This is a genomic window from Endozoicomonas atrinae (assembly GCF_001647025.1).
GTDB lineage: Bacteria > Pseudomonadota > Gammaproteobacteria > Pseudomonadales > Endozoicomonadaceae > Endozoicomonas > Endozoicomonas atrinae.
In genome coordinates this window covers 1-1,562 of the sequence record NZ_LUKQ02000537.1, presented here as the reverse complement: position 1 = coordinate 1,562, position 1,562 = coordinate 1, and the positions used below count along the sequence as shown (strand labels likewise).

2 protein-coding genes are annotated in these 1,562 nt (G+C 59.9%); both read right to left on the bottom strand.

The genetic code is table 11. From position 1 onward, the window contains the following. Positions 1-358 (bottom strand): hypothetical protein (locus AK963_RS28835; protein ID WP_139117767.1); only part of this gene is annotated, 358 nt, incomplete at its 3' end. Between the two features lie 10 nt (positions 359-368). Beyond that, positions 369-1,562 (bottom strand): hypothetical protein (locus AK963_RS33960; protein WP_175404717.1); only part of this gene is annotated, 1,194 nt, incomplete at its 5' end.

The window sequence follows — 1,562 nt, the reverse complement described above, 5'->3', positions numbered from 1 at the left end:
GCTCGTTGTCGGCACTGGCGATGAACGGGTAACGGGCCTGGAAGATGGAGTCGCCGATGGTACCCACTTCTCGGCCAGGGGCACCGCGCAGGTCTTCCGACTGAACAATGGTGATCCAGCCGGATTCGGCGTTGTCGTAGTCACCGATGCGGTACTGGATACCGGTGTCGGGGACGTGTCGCATATCCACGGGGCCACTGAAATTGCCTTCGGGGTCGAAGATGGATTGCAGCAGCTCGGAGAGGGTCTTGTTGCCCAACTCGGCGGCATTGAGGTAGCGCACGAGGTTTTCAAACTCGACGCTGATGTTGCCGGAGCTGGTGTAGTTCTGCGGGTGTTGCTGACGGAGGCGAGCCATAAGTGATCTCCTATCGGGTGGTTATGGCGAAACCGACGATTCGCAGTAGCCCGCCTTCGTCGGAAGTGATGGTAAACCGGAGTTGCAGTCCGATGTAACGGACGGGGAACTGGTGTTCGTACTGCTGGTGCAGCGAGTGCATGGGTACGTGGTTATCACCCTCGTCGTCTTTGATGTCGAAGGTAAAGGTGTGGATCGGGTTGTGGCATTCGTCGAAGGCTTCCACGAGGACGTTGCCGGAACCAGAGGCTTGCAGGATCAGCGAGTGGGCCTGCTTGGGTTCACTGAGGGAACCCTGCCAGAGTAACGGGGTGGTGAAGGTGCAGGTGGGGGTTTCCCCTGTGGTCTCTTCCGGTTTGCGGATGTCGAAGGTGCCTCCTGCGGTGCCCACCACAAGACTGCCCGCGAGGAAATCGGCGCAGCGGGTGTAGAGAAAGTCGCCGGTGGCCCACTGGGGTTCGCCTTCGGTGCCGAAAGAGAGGGAGAGACGACGGCTGATGTGGTCGGTCTGCGGGAAGTAGATATGGTAGCGCAGGTTGTCGGCGTCCCAGACGGCGTTGATGTTCTGCTGGTTGGGTACCGAGTTCATGTAGGCGCGGTAGAGGGTGCGAATGCGGTTGGACATGGCGACCTGAGAGACCATGATGCCGTTTTCGCGGGAGCGGCGGATGGCGTAGACGCCGGTACGGGAGCAGAAGATGAGATCGCTGTCCGCCTGGCAGATGGTGTTGTGGCTGACGCAGCCGACGTTGACGTTGGAGCGGTCGTCGAGTGACCAGAGGTCGACACTGGGGTCGATGTTGTAGATGAAGGTTTTGTCGGAGGTGAAGACGGCGAGCTTGTTCTGTTCGAAGGCACCGAGGCCGGTGACTTTATCGGCGGTACCCAGGAGATTACCCACGTCGAAGTAGGCGGCACGAAGGACGTTGGTGGATTCCAGGTCTTCGTCGTCGGGCCACATTTCGTCGTTGTCGACGCGGGATGCCCAGATGCGGGTCGGATGGGAGATTCCGCCAGAGACAAACATACGACGCTGAACGGAGGTGGCGAAAGCGGGCCGGATGTCGTCGAGGGCGTTGGACTGGTTGCGCTCCCACTTGATGCCGTCGTAGCGGTAAGTGGGCAGGGCTTTGGAGAAGACGTGGAGTTTCTGGTTGTAGATCACGGAGCTGACCACGGCACCGAGGGGATAGACCTCTTCTTC